Raw genomic sequence first — 25,713 nt, forward strand, 5'->3', positions numbered from 1 at the left:
GTTTTTGTGATTGGCTATGAGCGATCTTAACGACGAAGTGTCCGCCGCACAGCCGACGGCCTTCGAACTGGTGGGCGGTGAAGCGCGCGTGCGCGAACTGGTCGACCGGTTTTATGACTTGATGGATCTCGAAACGGCGTTCGCCGGGATCCGGGCTTTGCATCCGGAGTCGCTCGACGGCTCGCGCGACAAGTTTTTCTGGTTCTTGTGCGGGTGGCTGGGCGGCCCCGATCATTACATCAGCCGCTTCGGCCATCCGAGGTTGAGGGCGAGGCACATGCCGTTTCCGATCGCATCCAGCGAACGGGATCAGTGGCTTCGCTGCATGGCGTGGGCGATGGAAGACGTTGGGCTTTCCGAGCCGTTGAGGGAACGGTTGCTGACGTCGTTCTTCGAGACTGCGGACTGGATGCGTAATCGCAATGGTTGAGAGGGCAGCGGAGCCGGAAGCAGCAGAGGCGCGCGCAGTCCTCGATTGCTGGTTCGGCGCTCCGAATGCGCCCACCTTCGGCCATGCCCGCAAGCTCTGGTTCTCGCGCGACAAGGCCTTCGATGCGATGTTGCTGGAACGCTTCGGGACACTCATCGACGCGGCGCGCGAAGGGGCTCTCGGCAGCTGGACGGAAACACCGCTCGGCGCGCTAGCCCTGGTCATCGTGCTGGATCAGTTTTCCCGCAATTGCCACCGCAATACACCGCGTGCTTTCGCTGCCGATCATCAAGCGCTGCGCATTGCGCAGCAGATAATCGCAAGCGGCGCCGATCTCTTGCTGCCGACCGTGCATCACCGCGCATTCGCGTATTTGCCGTTCGAACACGGCGAAACGCTTGCCAGCCAGCACGAATCGTTGCGCCTGTTCAAACAGCTGAAGGCCGAGCCGGGTGGTGCGTCCTACTACTCGTCCGCGGTCAGGCACGCCAGAATCATCGAGCGTTTCGGACGCTTTCCCCATCGCAATGCGCTGCTCGGGCGCCAGTCGACGGATGAAGAAACGGCTTTCCTGAAAGAACCCGGCTCGTCGTTCTAGACGCCGCTCGGCATCGCGTGGCGCCGGCGGTGGGCGTCGACCGGCAGCAGGCGCGCTTCGTCGCGCACATGCACCAGCACCAGTTCGAACAGTCCGCAGAAACCGAGCGCGGCGCCGGCCGTCAGCGCGACGTCGGTCATCATGTCGTGCACGTGCTTGATGACGACGAGCGTGCTCGCGAACAGCGCCAGCGTGCCGATCACGCGGATATCGAACCAGCTCGCCGCGGCCACCGCTCAGCGTCCGCCGGTGACGTCGAGCAGCGCGCCCGTCACGTACGAGGCGGCGTCGCTCAACAACCAGACGATCGATTCGGCGACTTCGTCGGCGCTGCCGGGGCGGCCGAGCGGCGTGGTTGCGCCGAGCTGGGCGGCGCGCTCGGGCTTGCCACCGCTGGCGTGGATGTCGGTATCGATCAGACCGGGACGCACCGCGTTCACGCGCACGCCCTGCGGGCCGAGTTCCTTGGCGAGGCCGAGCGTCATGGTGTCGACGGCGCCTTTCGAGCCGGCATAGTCGACGTATTCGTTCGGCGAACCCAAACGCGCAGCCGCCGACGAGATGTTCACGATTACGCCCCCCGCGCCGCCACGGGTTGTGGACATGCGGCGTGCGGCTTCGCGGGCGCACAGGTAGGCGCCGAGCACGTTGACGTCGAACATGCGCTTCAGACGCGCGAGGTCCATATCCGCAAGCTGGCTCGACGGCGCGACGATCCCGGCGTTGTTGACGAGCGCATCGAGCCGGCCGAACTTCTGCTGGAGCGCGTCGAACATCGCGATCACGTCGGCTTCGCTGGCGACGTCGCCGGCAATCGGCAACGCGTGGCCGCCGTTGCGTTCCACCTCAGCAACGGTTTCCTGCGCGGCCGCGAGGTTCCGCACGTAGTTCACGCCGACCGACCAGCCGCGCGCGCCCAGCAAACGCGCGGTTGCGCGGCCAATGCCGCGGCTGCCACCGGTGATCAGAACGGCTTTCGTCATCACAACCTCATCGTTCGGGTGGGGGCAGCAGGCGCGTGCAGCCGGTGTTCGTGGAGCGGGGCGAGGAAGCGCAGCAGGCAGCGCTCAAACGGCGTCGCGTTTGATCGCCCATTTGTCGCTGGCAGGCGGCTTATAGCGTTGCAGCTTGTCGATCAGCGCGACGGGATCGGCATCCCTTTGCAGGATGTCGAAATAGGTCTGCCGCATGAAGCCTTCGTCTACCGTGTGCTTGAGCAGCGCGATCAGCGGATCGTAGAAGCCGTCGATATTCAGCAGTGCCACCGGCTTCTGGTGATAGCCGAGTTGCGCCCACGTATAGACCTCGAACAGCTCTTCGAGCGTGCCCGCACCGCCTGGCATCGCGACGAACGCATCGGACAGGTCGGCCATCATCTTCTTGCGATGGTGCATATCAGGCACCACATGCAACTCGGTCAAGCCGTTATGGCCGACTTCCTTGTTGACCAGCAACTCGGGGATCACACCGACTGCGCGGCCGCCTTCGGCCATCACCGTATCGGCGATCACGCCCATCAGGCCCACCTTGCCGCCGCCATAGACCAGCGCGAGATCGGCCTGCACCAGCGCGCGGCCGAAAGCGCGTGCGGCTTCGGCGTACAACGGTCTGGCTCCGTCGGAGGAGCCGCAATACACACACACCGACTTCATGCTCAGACGTCCTTCGGTTCGTTGCGGGGCGCGGCGCCTTCCTTCGGCGGCAGGTAGTCGTAGAACTCGCGCTTGGGCAGCTTGCCTGAGACGAGGTCGTCGAAAAGCTGCCGCGAGCGGCCGCGCAGATAAGGCGCCATCAGCGACACGATCTGCACGCTTACCTGATGCAGTTCAGCGCGAATGGTTTCCTGCTCGTTGTACTTGCGCGGGTTCATCACGAACTGGTACGACAACCAGTACGTCGCGATCACGCCGATGTTGGTCGCGATCACCTGCAGTTCTTCGGGCGTTGCAACCATTTCGCCGTCCGCCACGAGTTGCTCGCAGAACTGGCTCGCAAAGCGCACCTTGTGGCTGATGATCTGTTTGAAGTGCGTTTCGAGCGTGCGATTGCGTGCCAGCAGATCGTTCAGATCGCGATACAGGAAGCGATAGCGCCAGGTGAAATCGACCATGTACTGCAGATACGACCACATTTCGTCGATGGTCGCGCGGTGGTCGTCGGGGAAACGCAGACGCTTTTCGATCTCCTGCTCGAACTGGCTGAAGATGCTGTTGATGATGTCGTCTTTGTTGCGGAAGTGGTAGTACAGGTTGCCTGGACTGATTTCCATTTCCTCGGCGATCGTCGTTGTCGTGACGTTCGGCTCGCCGATCTCGTTGAACAGCTTCAACGACAGTTCGAGGATCCGTTCGCGGGTGCGGCGGGGAGGTTTGGCTTCCATGTAGTCCGGCCCTGGTTACGCCGGGCTGGGCGCGTGGCGGCATGCCGCTTTCGCGTGATCCATCCGGACGCGGTTGGTATAGTGGAGCGCCTCCAAACCTGCCGCTGCGCGACAGGCCCGCCGAAGGGGCAATCCCCCAGGGGGACTTCCTTCGGGGCGGAAAACATGGGGGCGGCCCAGCGTTTTCCTGTGAGACTATCGAACGATTATAAACCGACCGTTCTTATACCAAGGCGATACTCGGGGTTTTCATTTCTCAGGGGGCGACGGGGCGCGCTGCGTGGGGTTCATAGCCACGCTTTGAGCCAACGCGCGACGAGCGGCCCGACGATCAGCCCCCACGTCATCAGACACATGCCGAGCGCGACCATGACCGCGGCGCTGCCGAGATCCTTGGCACGGCGCGACAACTCATGGCGTTCGAGCGAAATCCGGTCGATGGCCGCCTCGAGGCTCGAATTCAGCAATTCGACGATCAGCACCAGCAACACCGAGCCGAGCAGCAATACGCGCGACACGGGCTCGACCGGCACCAGCACGCCGCACGGAATCAGGATCGCGGCGAGCGTGAGCTCCTGGCGAAACGCGCTTTCCTCGCGGATCGCCACGCGAAACCCGGCGAGCGAATTTTTCATCGCGTGCCACGCGCGGGTCAGTCCGCGATTGCCCTTGTATGGGTTGAAGGGGAGCGGTGCGAGCGGATCGTCGGGGCTGAGCGGTTCGTGGGTCTCGTCGGCATCGCCTGGAACACGCGCGCCGCTCATGCCGTTCATGCCGCTCGTGCCGTTTGAACCCTGTGCGTGATTTGCATGATTAGGCGAACCGGTCTCGTTCACATCGTCGAACGGTTCGGCGCTGCTGGCGTCGTCGGCAGCGACGGCGTTGACGGCGCGCAGCGCGCCGTTCGCCGTGCGTGCCACGGTAGCGTTTCTCTCTCGCATGGGCGGCTCGGCGCGCCGCATCATGCGGCGGCGCTTTCCTCGCTGTACGAGGTGCGCGGCAGCGGCTTCAGATGTGCCGCGAACTGCTCGGACGCTGCTGCCCAGGAGAAGCGTTCGGCCCACGCGCGTGCATGGCTGCGATCGATTTTCAGCGCTTCGAGGCAGGCCTCGCGCAAGTCTTCGTGCATGGCGCCCGCGCCGCCATCGCCCAGCACGTCGATCGGGCCGGTCACCGGATACGCTGCGACTGGCGTGCCGCAGGCCAGTGCTTCGAGCAGCACTAGCCCGAAGGTATCGGTGCGGCTCGGGAACACGAATACGTCGGCGGCGGCATAGACCTTGGCCAGTTCGCCTTGCGTCAGCACGCCCAGGTAATTCGCTTGCGGATAGCGCGACTTCAGTTCCGCGAGTGCCGGGCCTTCGCCCGCGACCCACTTCGAGCCGGGCAGATCGAGCTTGAGAAACGCCTCGACGTTCTTCTCGACGGCCACCCGTCCCACGTACAGAAAGATCGGCCGTGCGGTGTCGAGGACCTTCGAGTCCATCTGGCGAAAGATCTCGAGATCGACGCCGCGGGTCCACAACACCACGTTGGTGAAGCCGAATTTTTCGAGATCGGCCTTAACCACCGGCGTGGGCGCCATCACTGCCAGCGACGCTTTGTGGAACCAGTGCAGAAACTTGTAGGTCAGCGCGATCGGAATGCCGAAACGCGCCTGCACGTATTCGGGAAAGCGCGTGTGATAAGCGGTCGTGAACGGCAGCTTGTGCTGGATCGCATAGGCGCGTGCGGCCATGCCGAGCGGGCCTTCGGTGGCGATGTGCAGCGCGTCGGGCGCGAACTCGTCGATGCGCTGACGCAGTTTGCGGCGCGGCATCAGCGACAGGCGAATCTCAGGATAGGTCGGGCACGGAATCGTCTTGAATTCGAGCGGCGTCAGCAAGTCGACGTGGTGGCCTAGTTCGGTGAGTTCGCGCGTGGTGTTTTTCAGCGTGCGCACGACGCCATTGACCTGCGGTTCCCATGCGTCGGTGACGATCATGATCTTCATCGGTTTCGGCCCAATAGAAGTGGAGAGGGACTACGCGGTCGCCCGGGCCTTTTGCACGCCGACTTCCGGTGCGCGCATCACGGTCCAGTAGATCACTTTGAGTTCGCCTTCAAACGTCTCGACGAGTGCCGACAGGCTTTCGACCCAATCGCCGTCGTTGCAATACAGCACACCGTCGATGTCGCGGATTTCTGCTTTGTGAATGTGCCCGCAGACCACGCCGTCGCAGCCGCGGCGGCGTGCTTCGTCAGTCATCACGCGCTCGAACGACGAGATGAAATTCACCGCGTTCTTCACCTGATGCTTCAGGTATTGCGACAGCGACCAGTACGGAAAGCCGAGCCGGCTGCGGATCCGGTTGAACCAGCGGTTCAGGATCAGGATCATCGTGTAGAGCGTGTCGCCGAGATAGGCGAGCCACTTCGCGTGCTGGATCACGCCATCGAACAGATCGCCGTGCACGATCCATAGGCGCTTGCCGGCGAGCGTCGTGTGGAACGCTTCGCCGCGCACGTGGATGTCGCCGAACGCGAGGTCGCAGAACTGGCGCGCGGCTTCGTCGTGATTGCCCGGCACGTAGATGACCTGGGTGCCTTTGCGCGCTTTGCGCAGCACCTTCTGCACGACGTCGTTGTGCGCCTGCGGCCAGTACCAGCCTTTTTTCAACTGCCAGCCGTCGATGATGTCGCCCACGAGGTACAGGTATTCCGACTCGTTGTGACGCAGGAAGTCGAGCAGATACGGCGCCTGACAACCGCTCGAGCCGAGGTGGATGTCGGACAGCCAGATGGTGCGATAGCGGTGTGGCTCGGCGTGGTCGTCGTCGTGATGAGCGGCGTGCGCGTCGAGCGGCAGCGACGGCACAGGCAACGGCATGCCGTGGCTAGGGTTGGGTTCCGGGCGGAACGCGACAGGGTCGACGCTCGGGCCGGTCTGGCGGAACAGGGAAGTCGCGGACGTTTTGGGGTCCATGGCTCACGCGTCGAGTTGCGGTGCCCGTATTGCGCCAGCCGCGCGTGACCCTGCCGTGACAGTCACAAGAAGTTCTTATTACTGTGTCGGAAGAGGGACACGGCGGCGGGGTGCGGAGAAGGGTTGTGGCGACAGGCAACTGTGGTCAAGCGGACATCAAGCGGACATCAAGCGAACATCAAGCGAACGCGAACCGTGGACGCAGCGGCGTGAATTGCGGGGCGGCCGGTTTGCTCAGCGTGCGACGCTAACGACACGGGTACCGGCGAGCCGGTCATGCAGGAATTGACGCTGCGAATCGAAGCGGCCGGTGGCGGCCCACAGCACGAACCAGATCGCGGCGATCACCAGCGTCTGCGGCACGGCGAGGCCCAGCAGCGGATGCAGCGCAAGCGGCGGCAAAAACCACAGCCACGCCAGCACGTAACGAACGATCGCGCGGGGTGTGGACAGCGGCGCGCCATTGGCGGCAATGACGCGCAGGCGCCACGTTTTCATCGGCAGCGTCTGGCCGCTGTGGGTCCAGAACCAGACGAAATACAGACCGACGACGAGCCCGATCCACGCTGCGAGCAGGTTGTGATGGGTGAGACCGTTGCGCTGCTGCGTCAACGTGCTGAACAGATAGCCCGCGATAAACACGACGCCGAACAGGATCACGGCTTCGTAGAGCAGCGTGGCCAGGCGCCGGCGAACGGTGGGTGCGGTGCCCGATGAATCGGCGGGCAGTGTCGAGGTGGAGAGCGGTTGGGACACGGTCGGGTGCCGATCAGGAGCCGTTGAAGAGCGACGGTGCCTCGGACGGCGAAACCGGCAGCGGCGTGGCGGGCACGAAGCTGCCCGCCGCCGGAATCGCCGGCGTAACGGCCGGGCTTGGCAATGGCGCGGCAGCCGCGGCGCTCGCCGCTGCGGCTGCGCTCGCGCCGTGCTCCCGGGCTCTGACCAGGCGGTCCAGGCCCTTGATCTCGGTCTTGCCGGACGGCGGCGCACTCACCACGCTCGGCCGCCGCTTATGCTCGCTCGCGGCGAGCCGCTCCTTCTGCTCTTCCGGCAATTGCTGATAAGCCTTCCATGCATTCTGGCGGGTTTCGCGCGGCAACTCCTTCGACACCTGGTAGTTTTCGCGTGCAACGCGCCGCTGATCGGGGGTCATACGCACCCATTCAGTCATTCGGTCATGCAGGCGTTTTTGCGCGTCAGGCGGCAACTTCGGGTAACGCGACGCGATTTTGATCCATTTGCGTTTGCGTTCGTCGCTAAAGGAATCCCATTCGCTGGCGAACGGTGCGAGCGCAACGTGCTCGGCCGCGCTCAGGCGCGACCATGCCATCGGGCTATTGTTGTCGGACAGGCTCGGCAGATCGCCGGCGAAGGTAGGTGCGGGCGCCCTGGCGGTCGCATTGCCGCCTGCGGCAGGCGCGCTGACGGTCGACGGGCTCGGATAAAAGCGCGGATACGTCGCAGCGAACGACACCAGAGCCGCGATCGCGCATCCGAAAACAACGGCCAAGCCGCGCTTGTAACTCACCCGAAGACTCTCCCGCTCAGTGGGCGCGTGATAGGTACGCGTTGAAACCGTGGTCGAGATAGGCATTGAGCGGCAGGTCGTCGCTTAGCATGGCTGCATCGATATCGGCGAGTTCGGCGATGCGTTGCTGGTCTTCCCAGTAGGCGATGCCCACGAGGCTGACGACCAGCGCGACGAGCGGCCAGGCGAGCGCAAAGCGGCGCAGCGGCGAACGGCGGCGCTGCGCCATGTCGGCTTGCGGCATGCCGCCCGGCATGCCGGCACCGGCGAAGGCGGGCACGAACACCGGCGCGCTCACGGTTTCGGGCTTCTTGCGAGCAAGTGCGGCGCGGCGCGCCACCGCGAGCCGGTCGACGGTGGCGGACGGAATATTGGCGGCGTTTTCGTCGAGCGCGCGCCGCACCTGGCGGGCGAACTCGAGTTCTCTGGTTTCTAGGGAGCTCATAGCGTGATTCCTTTGGCCTTGAGCGCTTGCGCCAGCGTGTGGGTGGCCCGCGAGCAGTGTGTTTTCACACTGCCTTCGGAGCAGCCCATCGCGGCGGCAGTCTCGGCGACATCCATATCTTCCCAATAACGCATGAGAAACGCCTCCCGTTGACGTGCCGGTAACTTTTGGATCTCGTCGTCGATTAACTGTAAGACCTGTTCGCGTTCGAGTTTCTGTTCGTTGCTTTCTGAGCCCGCTGAACCTTGTTGCGCCTCGAATGTTTCGAGTGGGTCGAATTCGTCGTCGTCGGCGTTGCCGAGCGAAGAAAACAGACTAACCCAAGTATTACGCACTTTGGCACGACGAAAATAGTCGTGCATCGCATTCTGGAGAATACGTTGAAACAGAAGCGGAAGTTCGGCGGGCGGACGGTCGCCGTATTTTTCGGCGAGCTTGATCATCGCGTCCTGCACGATATCGAGCGAGGCGTCGTCGTCCCGCACGGCGTAGACCGTCTGCTTGAATGCGCGCCTTTCGACGCCCGCCAAAAAATCGGCGAGTTCCTTGTCTGATGCCATCCGTTGGGGGTCGGCGCAGCGTGCGTGCGCGTAATCGGTCGAAAAATGTCGTAAAACTCGCGGATGCTAACAAACTTTCGCTCCGCTGGGGCGAAACGTAATTCGCCCTTCGTCTCAATATCACGCTTTCGGTCAATAATGAGATTGAGGGACAGGGCGCCACGGCAATATTTGCTTGACCTCGCGGGTTTCTGCAGATATCGTCGCTGGTTCGCAACATAAGTGACTTGTCTCAATTGAGGTGTGGCCCAAGAAGCTCGCCTGTCAACTGGACGCGCCGCTTGAACCCGAGCCACAAGCCCGGCAGAGAGCACCCGATCAATTTTTTGCCGAAAATTCGAAAGGTGAATAAATGAATATGCCCAGCGCGGAATTCTCCACGTCGGATACGACCCCCCATCCTGAAGCTGACTCTATCGGCGCCACCGTGCTCATGCGCGCTTTGGCCGACGAAGACGTCGAGTTTGTGTGGGGCTATCCCGGCGGCTCGGTACTCTACATTTACGACGAGCTGTACAAGCAGGACAAATTCCAGCACATCCTCGTGCGCCACGAACAAGCCGCAGTCCACGCCGCCGACGCCTATGCGCGTTCCACCGGCAAAGTGGGGGTGTGCCTCGTGACCTCCGGCCCCGGCGTTACCAATGCGGTGACCGGTATCGCCACGGCCTACATGGATTCAATCCCGATGGTGATCATCAGCGGCCAGGTGCCGACTGCTGCGATCGGTCAGGATGCGTTCCAGGAGTGCGATACGGTCGGCATCACGCGTCCGTGCGTGAAGCACAACTTCCTCGTGAAGGACGTGCGCGATCTCGCCGCTACCGTCAAGAAAGCTTTCTATATCGCCCGTACCGGCCGTCCCGGCCCGGTGCTGATCGATATTCCGAAAGACGTGTCGAAGATGCCGTGCCAGTACGAACCGCTGAAGACGGTTTCGCTGCGTTCGTATAATCCGGTCACGAAAGGTCACTCCGGCCAGATTCGCAAGGCCGTGGCCTTGCTGCTGTCGGCCAAGCGCCCGTACATCTATACCGGCGGCGGCATCATCCTCGCGGATGCGTCGCGTGAGCTGAATCAGTTCGCCGATCTGCTCGGCTATCCCGTCACCAATACGTTGATGGGTCTGGGCGGCTACCGCGCGAGCGACAAGAAATTCCTCGGCATGCTCGGCATGCACGGCACGTACGAAGCCAACATGGCGATGCAGCACTGCGACGTGCTGATCGCGATCGGCGCGCGCTTCGACGACCGTGTGATCGGCGACCCGGCGCACTTCGCGTCGCGCCCGCGCAAGATCATCCATATCGACATCGATCCTTCCTCCATCTCCAAGCGCGTCAAGGTCGACATTCCGATCGTCGGCGACGTGAAGGAAGTGCTGAAGGAGCTGATCGAGCAGTTGCAAACGGCCGAGCATGGCCCGGACACCGCGGCGCTCGCCGACTGGTGGAAGGACATCGAAGCCTGGCGCGCCAAAGACTGCCTGAAGTTCGACCGCAAGAGCGACATCATCAAGCCGCAGTACGTGGTGGAAAAGGCGTGGGAATTGACCGACGGCAATGCCTTCGTATGTTCCGACGTCGGCCAGCACCAGATGTGGGCGGCGCAGTTCTATCGCTTCAACAAGCCGCGCCGCTGGATCAACTCCGGTGGCCTCGGTACGATGGGCTTCGGCCTGCCGGCGGCGATGGGCGTGAAGATGGCGCACCCGGACGACGACGTGCTCTGTATCACGGGCGAAGGCTCGATCCAGATGTGTATCCAGGAACTCTCGACCTGCAAGCAGTACGAGACGCCCATCAAGATCATTTCGCTGAACAACCGCTATCTGGGCATGGTGCGCCAGTGGCAGCAGATCGAATACAGCAAGCGCTATTCGCATTCGTACATGGATGCGCTGCCGGACTTCGTGAAGCTCGCCGAAGCGTACGGTCACGTCGGCATGCGTATCGAACGCACGGCCGATGTGGAGCCGGCGCTGAAGGAAGCGCTGCGCCTGAAAGATCGCACGGTGTTTCTCGATTTCCAGACCGATCCGACCGAAAACGTCTGGCCGATGGTTCAGGCCGGCAAGGGCATCACTGAGATGCTCATGGGTTCGGAAGATCTATAACGACGGTTTTAGCGTTGGCTTCGTCATGCGCGCCTCCACAAAGGGCGAAGGCGGACGAAGCGGCGCGACCCCGCTCGCATACATCGACAAAACATCTGGAAGAAGCGAAACATGAGACACATCATTTCAGTCCTGCTGGAAAACGAACCGGGCGCGTTGTCACGCGTGGTCGGTCTCTTCTCGGCACGCGGCTACAACATTGAAACCTTGACGGTGGCTCCGACCGAAGACCGTTCGCTGTCGCGCATGACCATCGTTTCCATTGGCTCGGACGACGTGATCGAACAGATCACGAAGCATCTGAACCGCCTGATCGAGGTGGTGAAAGTGGTCGACCTTACCGAGGGCGCCCACATCGAGCGCGAGCTGATGTTGATCAAGGTGAGGGCGGTTGGCAAGGAGCGTGAGGAGATGAAACGGATGTCGGATATTTTCCGCGGACGGATCATCGACGTCACCGAAAAGACCTACACGATCGAACTGACGGGCGCGAGCGACAAGCTCGATGCCTTCATCGAAGGAATCGACGCGACTGCGATTCTCGAAACCGTCCGTACGGGCAGTTCGGGTATTGGCCGCGGCGAGCGCATTCTGAAGGTTTGACGCGCGAGCTGAGTTGCGATTCGAAGTTGCGCTATCAACCGTCTCGATCGAAGCCGGGCCGTGCTAGTGTCTGAATCTGCACCTGTCCGGCCAGCAACACAAAAAACACACCATTCGCAGTATTTGTATTTCACTGATTTCACCGAATTTAGCCAAGGAACCGACATGAAAGTTTTCTACGACAAGGACGCCGACCTCTCCCTCATCAAGGGCAAGCAAGTCACCATCATCGGCTATGGCTCGCAGGGCCATGCGCACGCACTGAACCTGAGCGAAAGCGGCGTAAAGGTCACGGTCGGTCTGCGCAAGGGCGGCGCATCGTGGAGCAAGGCTGAGAACGCCGGTCTGCAGGTCAAGGAAGTGGCGGAAGCCGTCAAGGGCGCGGACGTCGTCATGATGCTGCTGCCGGACGAGCAGATCGCTGAAGTCTACGCAAAGGAAGTGCACGCCAACATCAAGCAAGGCGCAGCACTGGCCTTCGCGCACGGCTTCAACGTGCACTACGGTCAAGTGATCCCGCGTGCCGACCTCGACGTGATCATGATCGCGCCGAAGGCGCCGGGCCACACGGTTCGCGGTACGTACTCGCAAGGTGGCGGCGTGCCCCACCTGATCGCCGTTGCGCAAGACAAGTCGGGTGCAGCGCGTGACATCGCGCTGTCGTACGCAGCTGCGAACGGCGGCGGCCGTGCCGGTATCATCGAAACGAACTTCCGCGAAGAAACGGAAACCGACCTGTTCGGCGAACAAGCCGTGCTGTGCGGCGGTACGGTCGACCTGATCAAGGCCGGCTTCGAAACGCTGGTGGAGGCGGGCTACGCGCCGGAAATGGCGTACTTCGAGTGCCTGCACGAACTGAAGCTGATCGTCGACCTGATCTACGAGGGCGGCATCGCGAACATGAACTACTCGATCTCGAACAACGCCGAATACGGCGAGTACGTGACGGGTCCGCGTATCGTGACGGCTGAAACGAAGAAGGCGATGAAGGCCGTGCTGACCGACATTCAGACCGGCGAGTACGCCAAGAGCTTCATCATCGAAAACAAGGCTGGCGCACCGACGCTGCAATCGCGCCGCCGTCTGACGGCCGAGCACCAGATCGAAACGGTGGGTGCCAAGCTGCGTTCGATGATGCCGTGGATCGCTGCGAACAAGCTGGTCGACCAGTCGAAGAACTAAGAGGCCAGCTTTACCGCCTCTGACCGGCGCGGCGCATCGTCGCGGCAGCCGGTAATGCAAAAAGCCGTCCAAGGGTGCTGAACCCTGGGCGGCTTTTGCTATCCTACGGTTTTACAAAAATACAGAAGCCATCCATGAATTACCCTCATCCGATCATCGCGCGAGAAGGCTGGCCGTTCATCGCCATCGCGGCCGTCGTTGCATTACTGGTTCATGCCTTCGCGGGATTCGGTTTTGCATGGCTGTTCTGGCTGATCCTGATCTTCGTCGTCCAGTTCTTCCGCGATCCGGCGCGCCCGATTCCGACTCAGGCGAACGCCGTACTGTGCCCAGCCGACGGCCGCATCGTCGCAGTCGAAACAGCGCATGACCCGTATGCCAATCGTGAAGCGCTGAAGATCAGCGTGTTCATGAACGTCTTCAACGTCCACTCGCAACGCTCGCCGGTGGATGGCGCGATCTCCAAGGTCGAATATTTCCCGGGCGCGTATCTGAATGCCGCCGTGGATAAGGCGTCGCTCGAAAACGAGCGCAACGCGGTGGTGATCGAAATGGCCGGCGGCCAGACGGTGACCTCGGTGCAGATCGCCGGTCTGATTGCGCGGCGTATTCTTTGCTACGTACGGTCAGGCGAGCCGCTCACGCGTGGTCAACGTTATGGGTTTATCCGGTTTGGCTCGCGCGTCGACGTGTATCTGCCGGTTGGCAGCCGTCCGCGTGTGTCGATCGGCGAGAAGGTCTCCGCGTCGTCCACGATCCTCGCTGAACTATAAAGCGGCACCAAGGAGGTTTTCCGAATGGCCGCATTCAAATCGCGTCGACCCCGCAACAGCGGGCAGCTCCCGCGTCCGTTCCGCCGCAACAAGCCGATCGTGGCGGAGACGGTGGCTGTCGAGAGCCGGCGCGCGCAGCGCCAGCAGTTCCTGAGAAAGCGCGGCATTTATCTGCTGCCGAACGCGTTCACCACCGCAGCGCTTTTTTGCGGCTTCTTTGCCGTGGTGCAGGCGATGAACGTGCGCTTCGAAGTCGCGGCGATCGCGATCTTCGTAGCGATGGTGCTGGATGGCATGGACGGCCGGGTCGCCCGGATGACCCATACGCAAAGTGCGTTCGGCGAACAGTTCGACAGCCTGTCGGACATGGTGTCGTTCGGGGTGGCGCCGGCGCTCGTGATGTACGAGTGGATTCTGAAGGATCTCGGCCGCTGGGGCTGGCTCGCTGCGTTTGTCTACTGTTCGGGTGCGGCATTGCGCCTCGCGCGCTTCAACACGAACATCGGCGTGGTCGACAAGCGCTTCTTCCAGGGCATGCCGAGTCCGGCGGCCGCGGCGCTGATCGCCGGTTTCGTGTGGCTCGCCACCGATAACCGCGTGCCGCTCAAGCTGGTATGGCTGCCGTGGGTCGCCTTCGTGCTGACCATCTATGCCGGTGTGACGATGGTGTCGAACGCGCCGTTCTACAGCGGCAAGGCGCTCGACGTACGGCACCGCGTGCCGTTCGGCGTGATTCTGCTGGTGGTGGTGGCGTTCGTGCTGGTGTCGTCCGATCCGCCGCTGATGCTGTTCGGCCTGTTCGTGCTGTACGGTTTGTCGGGCTATGTGTTCTGGGCCTATCAGGCGGTGCGGGGCAGGGCGAACCCGGCTCGGTCCGTGGCGCGGGACAGGTAACGGCGCACCTCCGTTGCGTGCAAGTGACGTGAGAAAACGGCAGCCTTCCCGGGCTGCCGTTTTTCGCTTGCAGGCCCGTCCGGCGGCGGGCAGGAGGCAGGTCTGACGCCAATTGCACGATGGCGGGAATGCCGCTATAGTCGTTCGATGAATGCGTTCACGTTCCCATTTGAGCTGCAGCACGAGCCTCAACAAGCCGGTGCGCCGCTAGACGCGCTAGTGCTGGCGCGTCTACCGCGCTGATCGCTTACGGTTTCCGCCCTCCGTCTGCCTCGTCTATGGTTTAGCGTCGCCAGCGGTGGCGCAAACGCCCGAATTCCAATATCCAATCCCCGCAATTGAACGACTCCCCAGGAGACCCGACATGGCCGACAAACTGATCATATTCGACACCACGTTGCGAGACGGCGAGCAATCGCCTGGTGCATCGATGACGAAGGAAGAAAAAATCCGTATCGCGAAGCAACTCGAACGGATGAAGGTGGACGTGATCGAGGCGGGCTTCGCGGCCAGCTCGAATGGCGACTTCGATTCGATCCACACCATCGCGGGCCTGATCAAGGACAGCACGATCTGCTCGCTGGCCCGTGCAAACGACAAAGACATTCAACGCGCTGCCGACGCACTCAAGCCGGCCGATCATTTCCGCATCCACACGTTCATCGCAACGTCGCCGCTGCATATGGAAAAGAAGCTGCGCATGACGCCGGATCAGGTGTTCGAACAGGCGAAGCTGGCAGTGCGTTTCGCCCGCAAATTCACGGACGACGTCGAGTTTTCGCCGGAAGACGGCAGCCGCTCGGACATGGATTTCCTGTGCCGTGTGCTGGAAGCGGTGATCGCCGAAGGCGCGACCACCATCAACATCGCGGATACGGTCGGCTACGGTGTGCCGGAGTTGTACGGTCAGCTGGTGAAAACGCTGCGTGAGCGGATTCCGAATTCGCATAAGGCAGTGTTCTCGGTGCATTGCCATAACGATCTCGGCATGGCGGTGGCGAACTCGCTGGCCGGTGTGCAGATTGGCGGCGCGCGTCAGGTCGAGTGCACGATCAACGGTCTCGGCGAGCGCGCGGGGAACACGTCGCTCGAAGAAATCGTGATGGCGGTGAAGACCCGCAAGGATTACTTCGGCCTCGAAATCGGTCTCGATACGACGCAGATCGTGCCGGCTTCGAAACTGGTGTCGCAGATCACCGGTTTCGTCGTGCAGCCGAACAAGGCGGTGGTCGGCGCGAACGCATTTGCACACGCATCCGGCATTCACCAGGACGGGGTGCTGAAAGCGCGCGACACGTACGAAATCATGCGTGCCGAAGATGTGGGCTGGAGCGCGAACAAGATCGTGCTTGGCAAGTTGTCGGGCCGGAATGCATTCAAGCAGCGTCTGCAGGAACTGGGTATCGCGCTCGATAGCGAAGGCGAACTGAACACCGCGTTCGCACGCTTCAAGGAATTGGCCGACCGCAAGTCGGAAATCTTCGACGAAGACATCATCGCGATCGTCACCGAAGAATCGGCTGAGGCGCAGGAGAGGGAGCACTACAAGTTCCTGTCGCTGTCGCAGCATTCGGAAACCGGCGAGCAGCCGCACGCGAAGATCGTGTTCTCGGTCGAAGGCAAGGAAGTGACCGGGGAAGCACGCGGCAACGGTCCGGTGGATGCCACGCTCAATGCGATCGAAACGGAAGTGGGAAGCGGGTCGGAACTGCTGCTGTATTCGGTGAACGCCATCACAACCGGTACGCAGGCGCAGGGCGAAGTGACCGTGCGGCTGTCGAAGAGCGGCCGTATCGTCAACGGTGTGGGCACCGATCCGGATATCGTTGCGGCGTCCGCGAAGGCGTATATCTCGGCGCTCAACAAGCTGTATTCGAACGCCGACAAGCTGAATCCGCAACGTTCGGAGTAGTGGAGGCGCAGGGCGCCGCTGGCGTGCCTGCTAGCCGTATGCGTCGAAGCCCCGTGCCCTGAAAAGCACGGGGCTTCGTGTTGATGCGGCGCACGTTTTACGCACTGTGTGCGCTCAGAACAGGCTGCGGCGATCCGGATCGTGTAGCGGATCAGGCGTTTTCTGCGTGAGCCGCACAATACCCTGATCGTCGAAATAAAAGCTGTACATCATGTACCAGACGTTGTCTTCCAGATAGCGATACGTCCAGACCTCGCGCTTCATCAATGGGAAGTACGACGTTTCCACTGGACGGCCGAAGTTCACCAGCACGTCGCTCTTCGTCCACTTGCCGATTTCCGCCCGGTAGAACTCGTTGGGCTGAAGCACCTGGCGCACGGTGACGATCTTGCCGGATGCGTCGATGTCGGCCGCAGTTGTGGTTTCACCCATTGGCTGGGTCGGCCACATCAGCCGCTTGCCGCCGTTGGGGAGGTCGTAGCTTTCACGCGGCGCGCCGAGGCGGGCGACGATGGTCGATTCGTCCGCGCCTTGGCTGTACTGCTGCCATGGCTGCACGCAACCGGCGAGCGTAACCGTGACTGTGAGCACGCTCAGGCAGACGAGCGCGGCGCGGCGCAGGCGTGCTGCGGGCGGCGCTTCGATCAAGGCCGCCGTGGATGGGTGGCGGGTGCGCATGAATTCCTCCGATGGTGTTTGAGTAGCGTTTTTTCATCGAGACACAATATTTTGACACGGGCGGCAGCAAAAAATTTGCGCCATGTGCGAGGCGTCCCTGGGGGGGCACAGTAACGAATTCGCCGGCTTGCTTATTCCGTCTGGAACGCCCTATGATCCGCGCTTCGACGAATCAAGCGGGGCAATGACGATGGCTAACTGGCAACGGGTGACAGCAGCGGCAGTCGTCGCGCTGGCGGCGATTTCGGTGACCGCGGCGGCTCACGCCGCGGGCGACGCGGTGTCCGGTACGGCAGGCAAGCCAGGCAATCAGCCCGCGGGTGCGCCGATCCAGTTGGCGCTGATCGAAGGCATGTCCGGCCCATTCGCGAACGCGGGCGCGGCGGTGGAGCGCAATCTGCGCTTCGGCGTCGAACAGGTGAATGCGGCAGGCGGCGTGAAGCTCGCCGACGGCGCGCATCCGCTCGAACTGGTCGTGCTCGACAGCAAGGGCAGTACCGAAGAGGCGTTGGTGCAACTGCGCGCCGCCGCGGACCGGCACATCGGTTACATCATGCAGGGCAACAGTTCGGCAGTGGCGGCCGCGCTGATCGGCGCGATCGACAAACAGAACAGCCGCGAGCCGGGCAACCGCGAACTGTTCCTCAATTATTCCGCCGACGATCCGGCCCTGACCAACGCCAATTGCAGTTTCTGGCACTTCCGCTTCGACGCGCACGCGGGCATGCGCATGGATGCGCTGGCTGACGTGATTCAGCGTGACAAGGCGGTCAAGAAGGTCTATCTGCTGAACCAGGACTATAGCTTCGGCCACGATGTCAGCAGCCTCGCGCGCTCGACGCTGGCCGTGAAGCGGCCGGATATCGTGGTCGTCGGCGACGAATTTCATCCGATCGGACGCGTGAAGGACTTTGCGCCGTACATCGCAAAGATCCGCGCGAGCGGCGCGGACGCGGTTATCACCGGCAATTGGGGCAACGATCTGACGCTTTTGGTCAAGGCGGCACGAGAGCAGGGCCTGGACACCAGGTTTTACACTTTCTACGGCAACAGCCTCGGCGCGCCTGCCGCGTTAGGGGACGCCGGCGTCAGGCATGTGATCGCAGTGGCCGACTGGCACCCGAACGCCGGAGGTGCGGCCTCCGATGCCTGGTACGCGGCGTTTCGCGCCCGTTTCCCGGCCGCACAGGACGACTACCCGGTGCTGCGCATGCCGTTGATGATCGAAACGCTTGCCGCGGCGATGAGCCGCGCCGGCAGTGCCGACCCGACGGCTGTCGCCCGGACCCTGGAGGGGATCAAGTTCGACAACGGCTTTCACGCCTCGTGGATGCGGGCCGATGACCATCAGCTGATCCAGCCCCTTTACGTGATGGAGATGGACAAGGCCGGCACGCCGGGCGTCAAGTTCGACAACGAAGGTTCAGGCTACGGCTTCCGCACGGTGCTGGCTTTGCCGCCCGAGCGCACGGCGCCGACGACCGTATGTAAGATGAAACGGCCGTAAAGCGGGCTCCGGGCCAACCCGAACCGCCCACGATCCGGCCCGGCACAGCAGGGTTCGCGGCCGGATTGGGCTGTGCTACAATACGCGTCCCGTTGTGTGGCATGGCTAAAAGTATGCGTACACGGGTAACCCACGGCACGGCCTTTCTTCCGTGACCGCCTGTCTAGTTCTCAAGGAAATCGACATGTCCGCAGTTGAAACAAGCAAGAAGTCCGAAGTCGTTGCGCAATTCGCACGCGCAGCTAACGACACCGGCTCCCCCGAAGTTCAGGTCGCGCTGCTCACGACCCGCATCAACGAACTGACCGTTCACTTCAAGGCCCACACGAAGGATCACCACAGCCGCCGCGGTCTGCTGCGCATGGTGAGCCGCCGTCGTAAGCTGCTCGACTACCTGAAGGGTAAGGACGCGGATCGTTACCGCGCACTGATCGAGAAGCTGGGTCTGCGTAAGTAATCGGCCAGTCGTTCAGCAAGATGCCTGTGTCAGTTCCACTGATACAGGCATTTTGTTTTTGCACGGTGCGCTTCATGTGATGCGCGCCGCCTGCCGGTCGCGGTAGCGTGACGATTCATGCGGCGGCTAGTAGGGAAGCAGCAGTAAGAAAGTAGCAAAAAAGCAGAAATACGGCCGGGCTTCAGGGCAGAGCTTTGTGTCATTCCAGCGGTTCGCGCGCGTACATCACGTAAGGCGTGGTTCTCTGGAATGGCATAACACTACTCTTCCCGTGTGGCGCCGGTCCTGGCGTTGCCGCGCCGCTTCTGGTCCGCGCGGCATAACGAAGAGGAAAAGCAATGACTATGTTCAATAAGATCGTCAAGGAATTTCAGTGGGGCCAACATAAGGTTCGCCTCGAAACGGGCGAAATCGCTCGTCAGGCGAGCGGTGCGGTGATCGTCGACGTCGAAGACACCGTTGTGCTGGCGACTGTGGTCGGCGCCAAGACCGCCAAGCCGGGTCAGGACTTCTTCCCGCTGACCGTCGATTACCTCGAAAAGACCTACGCTGCAGGCAAGATCCCCGGTGGTTTCTTCCGCCGTGAAGGCCGCCCGTCGGAAGGCGAAACGCTGATCTCGCGCCTGATCGATCGACCGCTCCGCCCGCTGTTCCCGGAAGGCTTCTACAACGAAGTCCAGGTCGTGATCCACGTCCTGTCGCTGAACCCCGAAATCCCCGCTGACATCCCCGCGCTGATCGGCGCGTCGGCGGCGCTCGCCATTTCCGGTTTGCCGTTCAACGGCCCGGTCGGTGCAGCACGCGTGGCCTACATCAATAACGAATACGTGTTGAACCCGACGCGTCCGCAGATGAAGGAATCGGCACTCGATCTGATCGTCGCCGGTACGGAACGCGCGGTGCTGATGGTGGAATCGGAAGCACAGCAACTGACCGAAGAAGTGATGCTCGGCGCAGTGGTGTTCGGCCACGAACAAATGCAGGTCGCGATCGACGTGATCCACGAACTGGTTCGCGAAGGCGGCAAGCCGGAATGGGACTGGAAGCCGGCTGCCAAGAATGAGCCGCTAATCGCCCGCGTGTCGGAACTGGCGCAAGCCGAACTGCTCGCCGCTTATCAGATTCGCGACAAGCAAGCCCGATCGGCCAAGCTGAAGGAAGTCTACGCAGCGACGTCGGCCAAGCTGGAAGAAGAAGCAGCGGCAGCCGGCACGGTTGCAGCGGACAAGGCTAGCGTCGGCAACGTGCTGTTCGACATCGAAGCGAAGATCGTCCGTACGCAGATCCTGAACGGCGAGCCGCGTATCGACGGCCGCGACACGCGCACCGTGCGCCCGATCGAAATCCGTACCGGCGTGCTGCCGCGTACGCACGGCTCGGCACTGTTCACGCGTGGCGAAACGCAGGCTATGGTGGTCGCAACGCTGGGCACCAAGGGCGACGAGCAGAATATCGACGCGCTCGAAGGCGAGTACCGCGAACGCTTCATGCTCCACTACAACATGCCTCCGTTCGCGACCGGCGAAACGGGTCGCGTCGGTTCGCCGAAGCGCCGTGAAATCGGTCACGGCCGTCTGGCCAAGCGCGCGCTGGCTGCGTGCCTGCCGAGCGCCGACGAATTCGGCTACTCGATCCGCGTCGTGTCGGAAATCACCGAATCGAACGGTTCGTCGTCGATGGCTTCGGTGTGCGGCGGCTGCCTCGCCCTGATGGACGCCGGCGTGCCGATGAAGGCGCACGTCGCCGGCATCGCGATGGGCCTGATCCTGGAAGGCAACAAGTTTGCCGTGCTGACCGACATCCTCGGCGACGAAGATCACCTCGGCGACATGGACTTCAAGGTGGCGGGTACTGAGCAAGGCGTGACCGCCCTGCAGATGGACATCAAGATCCAGGGCATCACCAAGGAAATCATGCAGGTCGCCCTCGCGCAAGCGAAGGAAGGCCGTATGCACATCCTTGGCAAGATGACCTCGGCGGTGTCGGGTGCGAACACGGTGCTGTCGGACTACGCACCGCGCATGATCACCATCAAGATCAATCCGGAAAAGATCCGCGACGTGATCGGCAAGGGTGGTTCGGTGATCCGCGCGCTGACCGAAGAAACCGGCACGACGATCGATATTTCGGACGACGGCGTCGTCACCATCGCCAGCACGAGCAGCGAAGGGATGGCCGAAGCGAAGAAGCGTATCGAGAACATCACGCTGGAAGTCGAAGTGGGCCAGGTCTACGAAGGCACCGTGCTCAAGCTGCTCGATTTCGGCGCGATCGTGAACATTCTGCCGGGCAAGGACGGTCTGTTGCACATCTCCGAAATCGCCAACGAGCGTATCAAGGACATCAACGACTACCTGAAGGACGGCCAGCAAGTGAAGGTCAAGGTCATCCAGACGGACGAAAAGGGCCGCGTGCGTTTGTCGGCCAAGGCGTTGCTGAACGACGCCGCGAACGGCGCGCCGCAAGGCGAGCCGACGCCGCAGTAATGCTGTAGTAAGGCGACGGCCGGCAGCGCGAATGCGTGCCGGCCGTTTTTCATGAAGGGTGCAGGGTGGATTGCGTTGCAAGCAGGTGCAAGCGGGTGCAAACCGGCACAAACGGGTACTCTGTCTGCATGAAGCGCTTCGTCGCAGTTCTGACGATTTCCGCCACTTCGTGCCAGTAGGCAACGCAATCCAATCTTGGAGTAGACGCAAATGAAAGCGATCGAAATCACTGAATTCGGCGCCCCTGAAGTCCTCAAGCTGGCGGAGCGGCCCGTGCCGCAGCCGAAAGCGGGCGAGGTGCTGATCAAGGTGGCGGCATCCGGCATCAACCGTCCGGACGTGTTCCAGCGCAAAGGGGGTTACGCGCCGCCGCCGGGTGCTTCGGACCTGCCGGGGCTGGAAGTGGCGGGTGAGATCGTCGGCGGCGCCATCGACGAGAAGAATAATCCGTTTGGTCTGAAAGTGGGTGACCGCGTGTGCGCATTGCTCGCGGGCGGCGGCTACGCGGAATATGCGACCGCGCCGCTGCTGCAGTGCTTGCCAGTGCCGGCTGGATTGTCGGATGTCGAGGCGGCTTCGCTGCCGGAAACATTCTTTACGGTGTGGAGCAATGTGTTCGACCGTGCGCAACTCGGCAGCGGCGAAGGCGCGTCGAACGAGACGCTGCTGGTGCAGGGCGGCTCCAGCGGCATCGGTGTGACAGCGATTCAGATCGCGCATGCGCTGGGTTTTCGCGTGTTCGCCACGGCCGGATCGGACGAGAAGTGCCGTGCGTGCGAAGCGCTCGGTGCGGAGCGTGCGATCAACTACAAGACTGAGGATTTCGTCGAGGTCATCAAGTCGCTGACGAACGATCGCGGTGTCGATGTGATCCTTGACATGGTGGCGGGCAGTTATGTGCCCCGTGAGTTGACCGCACTGGCCGACGGCGGGCGCATCGTGCTGATCGCCTTGCTGGGCGGCGCGAAAGCCGAGTTGAATCTGAGCGAAGTGCTGCGCCGCCGTTTGACGGTGACGGGTTCGACGTTGCGTCCGCGGCCGGTCGAGTTCAAGGCGAAGATCGCCGCGCAATTGAAAGAGCGCGTGTGGCCACACCTTGAAGATGGCCGCATCAAGCCGGTGGTGCACCGTGTGTTTCCGGCCGCGCGGGCCGCCGAAGCGCACGCGCTGATGGAGAGCAGCACGCACGTCGGCAAGATCGTGCTGACTTGGGGCCAGGACGCTTGACGCGGCCAGTTTGACCCGATCCACCCCACGCAGTAAAATTGCGCGTTTTGCGCGCGCCGCATGAATCCGAAAGGCGGGCTAAATAGCGCGAACTAGGCGCAAACCAAGTCCGCCGCCAAGACAAGACGAGACGATGTCGAAACAACGAGCCAAGCTGGTAGTCGGTAACTGGAAGATGCACGGGCGCCTCGCCGAGAATGCGACGCTGTTGCAGGCAGTGGCGCAAGGTGCGGGCGAATTGCCGGCTGACGTGCGCGTCGGTGTCTGCGTGCCGTGCCCTTATCTCGCGCAGGCTCAATCACTACTGGAAGGTAGCAAGGTCGTGTGGGGCGTGCAGGACGTCTCCGCATTCACGCATGGGGCCTATACCGGCGAAGTGGCTGCGCAAATGGTGGTGGATTTCGGCGCCACGCTCGTGATCGTTGGGCACTCGGAGCGCCGTGCTTATCACCGTGAAAGCGCAGAGTTGGTTGCGGTGAAGGCGCAGCGTGCACTGGAAGCGGGTTTGACCCCGATCGTGTGTGTCGGCGAAACGCTCGAAGAGCGTGAAGCCGGTTCGACGGAGCAGGTAGTCGGCGCGCAACTGGATGAAGTGTTGGCGAAGCTGTCGGTGGATGACGCGGCACGCATCGTCGTCGCGTATGAGCCGGTCTGGGCGATTGGTACCGGCAAGAGCGCTACATCGGATCAGGCGCAGGCAGTGCATGCGTTCCTGCGTTCGCGTCTGGCGACCAAGGGCGCGGCGGTGGCGGATGTGCCGGTGTTGTATGGCGGCAGTGTGAAGCCGGAAAACGCGGAAGAATTGTTCCGCGAACCGGATATCGATGGTGGCCTGATCGGCGGCGCGTCGTTGAAAGACCAGGATTTCCTGGCGATCTGCAGGGCGGCGGCCGCGACGAGCGTCGCTGGTTAAGCGGGGCGCCTTGGCGAGGATGACCCAATCCCGCGCGGCACACATTGTGTGGCGCGGTTAAATAAAGACTCAGGTGAGTGTGATGCTGTATTTGAAAACATTGATTATCGTCGTTCAGCTGTTGTCGGCACTTGGGGTCATCGGCCTTGTCTTGCTGCAACACGGCAAAGGCGCCGATATGGGCGCTGCTTTCGGTAGCGGCGCATCGGGCAGTCTGTTCGGCGCGACCGGTTCGGCAAACTTTTTGTCGCGTACCACGGCCGTGCTCGCGGCCGTGTTTTTTGTAACCACATTGACGCTTACATACCTCGGCGCGTATCGTGCAAAACCGTCCGCAGGCTTGCTGGGCGCGGCTGTGACTGCGCCTGTCGCGCCTTCCGCTGCGTCCGCGCCGGCCGGCGGTTCGGCAGTATTGCCGGCATCGGCTGCGTCCGTCCCGGCTACGGATGTGCCGAAATAAATTTTCGTTAAATGTGCTTTGGTGCGTTGAACAAACTGTTTAAACCAGTTACAATCTAAGTCTTGAAGCGATTCGCGGGTTTTATAAGTTGTTTTCCCGGATTGCAGTTAGTGCCGACGTGGTGAAATTGGTAGACACGCTATCTTGAGGGGGTAGTGGCGAAAGCTGTGCGAGTTCGAGTCTCGCCGTCGGCACCAAATGTTATCTAAATGCCAGCCGCTTGCTTCGCTTCGGCTGGCATTTTCACTTCTGACGCGCGGCTTGCGTTGGGCTTGCGGCATGTACGTTGCCGAAGTGATTTCGCGTCAGGGGTGCTATGCTCTTGGCGGCATTCAGAACCAACCGATAGAGGATAGTCTTGAACCTCGCAGCCTATTTCCCCGTCTTGTTGTTCCTCATTGTGGGCACCGGTTTAGGCGTAGCACTGGTCAGCATTGGCAAGATCCTCGGTCCCAACAAGCCCGATACCGAGAAAAACGCACCGTACGAGTGCGGCTTCGAAGCATTCGAAGATGCGCGCATGAAGTTCGATGTGCGTTACTACCTCGTCGCCATTCTCTTCATCATTTTCGACCTTGAGACCGCGTTCCTGTTCCCGTGGGGTGTGGCCCTGCGCGACATCGGCTGGCCCGGCTTCATGGCGATGATGATTTTCCTGCTCGAATTCCTGCTGGGCTTTGCCTATATCTGGAAGAAGGGCGGCCTCGACTGGGAATGATGGATTAATCGCCGGTTTGCGTGGGTGGCCAAGGCTTGCCGCCCCGTCTGGAGTGGAAAGCAAATGAGTATCGAAGGGGTCTTGAAGGAAGGGTTTGTCACTACTACGGCAGACAAACTGATCAACTGGACGCGCACCGGCTCGTTGTGGCCGATGACGTTCGGTCTCGCGTGCTGCGCGGTCGAGATGATGCATGCGGGCGCTGCCCGTTATGACCTCGACCGTTTCGGCGTGGTGTTTCGTCCGAGTCCGCGCCAGTCGGACGTGATGATCGTCGCCGGCACGCTGTGCAACAAGATGGCGCCGGCGCTGCGCAAGGTCTATGACCAGATGGCCGAGCCGCGCTGGGTGATTTCGATGGGCTCGTGCGCGAACGGCGGCGGCTACTACCACTATTCCTATTCGGTAGTGCGCGGCTGCGACCGGATCGTGCCGGTCGACGTCTACGTGCCGGGTTGCCCGCCTACGGCGGAAGCGCTGGTGTATGGCGTGATCCAGCTGCAGGCCAAGATCCGTCGCACCAACACCATCGCCCGTCAATAAGGCCAACGCCTCCCCCACAATATGGCAAGCAAACTCGAGACCCTGAAAGCGAACCTCGAGGCGGCCTTTGGCGGCCTCCTGCTGAGCACCACCGAGGCAATCGGTGAGTTGACGATCGTCGTGAAGGCGAGCGACTACATCAATGTGGCAACGCGTCTGCGCGACGACCGCTCGCTCGGTTTCGAGCAGCTGGTCGATCTGTGCGGCGTCGACTATCAGACCTACGCCGATGGCGCATATGACGGCCCGCGTTTCGCGGCCGTTCTGCATTTGTTGTCGGTGCAGAACAACTGGCGTGTGCGTCTGCGCGTGTTCGCGCCGGACGACGAAGTGCCGAT

The 25,713-nt window shown here is 62.0% G+C and carries 28 protein-coding genes, 1 tRNA gene and 1 pseudogene; 18 read left to right on the forward strand and 12 right to left on the reverse strand.

The window, feature by feature from the left end; translation table 11 throughout:
- The first annotated feature begins 16 nt into the window (after nt 1–16).
- Nucleotides 17–430, forward strand: a complete 414-nt coding sequence (locus P3T22_RS29435; protein WP_063495271.1) for a group II truncated hemoglobin — start codon at nt 17–19, stop codon at nt 428–430.
- A complete protein-coding gene (locus P3T22_RS29440; RefSeq protein ID WP_429326869.1) occupies nt 423–1,028 on the forward strand; it encodes a DUF924 family protein in 606 nt (201 codons plus the stop codon). The genes P3T22_RS29435 and P3T22_RS29440 overlap by 8 nt, the downstream gene beginning before the upstream one ends.
- Before the next feature lie 2 nt (nt 1,029–1,030).
- On the opposite strand, the pseudogene P3T22_RS29445 reads toward P3T22_RS29440, so the two are convergent.
- The 11 genes and pseudogenes from P3T22_RS29445 to P3T22_RS29495 all read right to left on the reverse strand — a co-directional run.
- A pseudogene (locus P3T22_RS29445) lies at nt 1,031–1,264 on the reverse strand (glycosyl transferase); the annotation flags it as partial.
- The gene (locus tag P3T22_RS29450; protein WP_063495274.1) at nt 1,265–2,011 is read right to left on the reverse strand and encodes an SDR family oxidoreductase; all 747 of its coding nucleotides are present in this window, start codon (nt 2,009–2,011) and stop codon (nt 1,265–1,267) included.
- A gap of 84 nt (nt 2,012–2,095) precedes the next feature.
- Nucleotides 2,096–2,680 carry a TIGR00730 family Rossman fold protein gene (locus P3T22_RS29455; RefSeq protein ID WP_429326870.1) on the reverse strand — a complete coding sequence of 195 codons (585 nt, stop codon included), beginning with the start codon at nt 2,678–2,680 and terminating at the stop codon, nt 2,096–2,098.
- 2 nt (nt 2,681–2,682) lie between these two features.
- Nucleotides 2,683–3,408 (reverse strand): TetR/AcrR family transcriptional regulator, encoded by a 726-nt coding sequence (locus P3T22_RS29460; protein ID WP_063495276.1) that lies wholly within the window; start codon nt 3,406–3,408, stop codon nt 2,683–2,685.
- A gap of 287 nt (nt 3,409–3,695) precedes the next feature.
- Entirely contained in the window at nt 3,696–4,349 is a 654-nt protein-coding gene (locus tag P3T22_RS29465) for a diacylglycerol kinase (protein ID WP_082855149.1), read from the reverse strand.
- Nucleotides 4,350–4,369: 20 nt separating this feature from the next.
- On the reverse strand, nt 4,370–5,401 hold the full coding sequence (locus P3T22_RS29470; protein ID WP_429326871.1) for a glycosyltransferase family 4 protein: 1,032 nt from the start codon (nt 5,399–5,401) through the stop codon (nt 4,370–4,372).
- A gap of 30 nt (nt 5,402–5,431) precedes the next feature.
- On the reverse strand, nt 5,432–6,373 hold the full coding sequence (locus P3T22_RS29475; protein ID WP_429326872.1) for a UDP-2,3-diacylglucosamine diphosphatase: 942 nt from the start codon (nt 6,371–6,373) through the stop codon (nt 5,432–5,434).
- Nucleotides 6,374–6,607: 234 nt separating this feature from the next.
- On the reverse strand, nt 6,608–7,129 hold the full coding sequence (locus P3T22_RS29480; protein WP_429326873.1) for an RDD family protein: 522 nt from the start codon (nt 7,127–7,129) through the stop codon (nt 6,608–6,610).
- 13 nt (nt 7,130–7,142) lie between these two features.
- Complete coding sequence (locus P3T22_RS29485; protein WP_063495280.1) at nt 7,143–7,901, reverse strand: DUF3106 domain-containing protein; 759 nt, start codon at nt 7,899–7,901, stop codon at nt 7,143–7,145.
- A 16-nt stretch (nt 7,902–7,917) separates the two neighbouring features.
- Nucleotides 7,918–8,346 (reverse strand): DUF3619 family protein, encoded by a 429-nt coding sequence (locus P3T22_RS29490; protein WP_429326874.1) that lies wholly within the window; start codon nt 8,344–8,346, stop codon nt 7,918–7,920.
- Nucleotides 8,343–8,906 (reverse strand): RNA polymerase sigma factor, encoded by a 564-nt coding sequence (locus P3T22_RS29495; RefSeq protein ID WP_063495282.1) that lies wholly within the window; start codon nt 8,904–8,906, stop codon nt 8,343–8,345. The genes P3T22_RS29490 and P3T22_RS29495 overlap by 4 nt, the downstream gene beginning before the upstream one ends.
- A 352-nt stretch (nt 8,907–9,258) precedes the next feature.
- Here P3T22_RS29495 and P3T22_RS29500 point away from each other — a divergent pair, with 352 nt between their 5' ends.
- The 6 genes from P3T22_RS29500 to P3T22_RS29525 all read left to right on the forward strand — a co-directional run bounded on the left by P3T22_RS29500 (nt 9,259) and on the right by P3T22_RS29525 (nt 16,386).
- A complete protein-coding gene (locus tag P3T22_RS29500) occupies nt 9,259–11,022 on the forward strand; it encodes an acetolactate synthase 3 catalytic subunit (protein WP_063495283.1) in 1,764 nt (587 codons plus the stop codon).
- 111 nt (nt 11,023–11,133) lie between these two features.
- Nucleotides 11,134–11,625: an acetolactate synthase small subunit gene (ilvN, locus tag P3T22_RS29505; protein ID WP_011487482.1), complete on the forward strand. Its 492-nt coding sequence runs from the start codon at nt 11,134–11,136 to the stop codon at nt 11,623–11,625.
- A gap of 165 nt (nt 11,626–11,790) precedes the next feature.
- Nucleotides 11,791–12,807: a ketol-acid reductoisomerase gene (gene ilvC, locus P3T22_RS29510; protein WP_063495284.1), complete on the forward strand. Its 1,017-nt coding sequence runs from the start codon at nt 11,791–11,793 to the stop codon at nt 12,805–12,807.
- A 134-nt stretch (nt 12,808–12,941) separates the two neighbouring features.
- The gene (locus P3T22_RS29515; RefSeq protein WP_054034968.1) at nt 12,942–13,580 is read left to right on the forward strand and encodes a phosphatidylserine decarboxylase; all 639 of its coding nucleotides are present in this window, start codon (nt 12,942–12,944) and stop codon (nt 13,578–13,580) included.
- 24 nt (nt 13,581–13,604) lie between these two features.
- Nucleotides 13,605–14,474, forward strand: coding sequence for a CDP-diacylglycerol--serine O-phosphatidyltransferase (gene pssA / locus P3T22_RS29520; RefSeq protein ID WP_063495285.1), 870 nt, complete (start codon nt 13,605–13,607; stop codon nt 14,472–14,474).
- Between the two features lie 364 nt (nt 14,475–14,838).
- Complete coding sequence (locus tag P3T22_RS29525) at nt 14,839–16,386, forward strand: 2-isopropylmalate synthase (protein WP_063495286.1); 1,548 nt, start codon at nt 14,839–14,841, stop codon at nt 16,384–16,386.
- 114 nt (nt 16,387–16,500) lie between these two features.
- Here the strand turns inward: P3T22_RS29525 and P3T22_RS29530 are convergent, their stop codons facing one another.
- Entirely contained in the window at nt 16,501–17,064 is a 564-nt protein-coding gene (locus P3T22_RS29530) for a hypothetical protein (RefSeq protein ID WP_063495287.1), read from the reverse strand.
- Between the two features lie 184 nt (nt 17,065–17,248).
- Here P3T22_RS29530 and P3T22_RS29535 point away from each other — a divergent pair, with 184 nt between their 5' ends.
- The 10 genes from P3T22_RS29535 to P3T22_RS29580 form a co-directional block, all read left to right on the forward strand.
- The gene (locus P3T22_RS29535; RefSeq protein ID WP_429326875.1) at nt 17,249–18,571 is read left to right on the forward strand and encodes a branched-chain amino acid ABC transporter substrate-binding protein; all 1,323 of its coding nucleotides are present in this window, start codon (nt 17,249–17,251) and stop codon (nt 18,569–18,571) included.
- 184 nt (nt 18,572–18,755) lie between these two features.
- A complete protein-coding gene (gene rpsO / locus P3T22_RS29540) occupies nt 18,756–19,028 on the forward strand; it encodes a 30S ribosomal protein S15 (RefSeq protein WP_011487489.1) in 273 nt (90 codons plus the stop codon).
- Between the two features lie 338 nt (nt 19,029–19,366).
- Nucleotides 19,367–21,514: a polyribonucleotide nucleotidyltransferase gene (pnp, locus tag P3T22_RS29545; RefSeq protein ID WP_181448406.1), complete on the forward strand. Its 2,148-nt coding sequence runs from the start codon at nt 19,367–19,369 to the stop codon at nt 21,512–21,514.
- A gap of 210 nt (nt 21,515–21,724) precedes the next feature.
- Nucleotides 21,725–22,741 (forward strand): NAD(P)H-quinone oxidoreductase, encoded by a 1,017-nt coding sequence (locus P3T22_RS29550; RefSeq protein WP_429326876.1) that lies wholly within the window; start codon nt 21,725–21,727, stop codon nt 22,739–22,741.
- A 133-nt stretch (nt 22,742–22,874) separates the two neighbouring features.
- Nucleotides 22,875–23,654, forward strand: a complete 780-nt coding sequence (gene tpiA / locus P3T22_RS29555; RefSeq protein WP_429326877.1) for a triose-phosphate isomerase — start codon at nt 22,875–22,877, stop codon at nt 23,652–23,654.
- An 82-nt stretch (nt 23,655–23,736) separates the two neighbouring features.
- Complete coding sequence (secG, locus tag P3T22_RS29560) at nt 23,737–24,114, forward strand: preprotein translocase subunit SecG (protein ID WP_063495291.1); 378 nt, start codon at nt 23,737–23,739, stop codon at nt 24,112–24,114.
- A gap of 112 nt (nt 24,115–24,226) precedes the next feature.
- Nucleotides 24,227–24,311 (forward strand) — tRNA-Leu (locus P3T22_RS29565).
- A 161-nt stretch (nt 24,312–24,472) separates the two neighbouring features.
- Entirely contained in the window at nt 24,473–24,832 is a 360-nt protein-coding gene (locus P3T22_RS29570) for an NADH-quinone oxidoreductase subunit A (RefSeq protein ID WP_007175615.1), read from the forward strand.
- Nucleotides 24,833–24,895: 63 nt separating this feature from the next.
- A complete protein-coding gene (locus P3T22_RS29575; protein WP_006052903.1) occupies nt 24,896–25,375 on the forward strand; it encodes a NuoB/complex I 20 kDa subunit family protein in 480 nt (159 codons plus the stop codon).
- A 21-nt stretch (nt 25,376–25,396) separates the two neighbouring features.
- The coding region (locus P3T22_RS29580) for an NADH-quinone oxidoreductase subunit C (RefSeq protein ID WP_429326878.1) at nt 25,397–25,713 on the forward strand (317 nt) is incomplete at its 3' end.

The organism is Paraburkholderia sp. GAS348, from assembly GCF_050434205.1.
Classification (GTDB): Bacteria; Pseudomonadota; Gammaproteobacteria; order Burkholderiales; family Burkholderiaceae; genus Paraburkholderia.